The sequence below is a fragment of the Leptolyngbya sp. BC1307 genome, assembly GCF_002286735.1.
In the GTDB taxonomy this organism is placed as follows: Bacteria; Cyanobacteriota; Cyanobacteriia; order Phormidesmidales; family Phormidesmidaceae; genus Phormidesmis.
Genome location: NZ_NRTA01000179.1, coordinates 1 through 802 on the forward strand (window position 1 = coordinate 1; position 802 = coordinate 802).

At 46.5% G+C, this 802-nt stretch carries 1 protein-coding gene; it reads left to right on the forward strand.

Annotation, left to right across the window (positions count from 1 at the left end; all coding sequences use genetic code 11):
* Positions 1 to 550 precede the first annotated feature (550 nt).
* Positions 551 to 802: helix-turn-helix domain-containing protein (locus tag CKL79_RS22670; protein ID WP_170944003.1), on the forward strand; the 252-nt coding region annotated here is incomplete at its 3' end.

An 802-nucleotide genomic window follows, 5' to 3' on the forward strand; every position in this document is an offset into this window, starting at 1 on the left:
TGAGGGTTTGGGTGTTTTCGTAGTTCATCGGCCTATGCGGGCAACAGTGAACCAAAGCCTATCAGGCTACCATGAAATCTATTATGCAGGAGGTCTATACTAATAGCAGTTACCAGTCAGACTCGCGCCATAGCTTATTCGGATAATCTGGTTGTGCACAATTGGCAGCAAGCAGGCTTACTAAAACCTTCTGTGATCAAGCCAATCGTAATGACGGTGCAGTCCAGCTTGATTTTGAGAAAGTTGGGTACGATTATTCCGCTAGAACAGCAAGCTTTGCAACAGCTAATAGGCAAAATTACGGGACTCCCAGCCTCCTAGTGCATCGTCAGGACTAAGAATGAGGGTTGTCAAGAGTGTTGTAATGGGGGCAGCAATTCTCATTTTAAAACATTTGTACTAAAAACCGGCTTTAAAATGCGGTTTAGGCCAAATCCAAAAACGGTAGAATGAGGCTTTCAAGCATTCAAATTGTCGCTTGAGCAAGAATGACTTCCATAATGAGAATTGCTGTAATGGGGGAGATTGGGATAAAGCGAACGAGGGCTTTATGCAAAAACGATACATCGTCCGATTGAGTGAATCAGAGAAGAGTGAACTGCACGAAGTCATCAAACGGTTGAACGGTAGCAGCCAAAAGGTTCGTCGTGCGCAGATTTTGCTAAAGGCAGATGCCGAAGGGCCGAACTGGACAGACCAGTTGATCGCCGAAGCCTTCAACTGTCGGCCCCAAACAGTGGAAAATATCCGCCGCCGGTTGGGAGAACATGGCTTTGAGGCGACGCTGAATGGGCTAAAACGC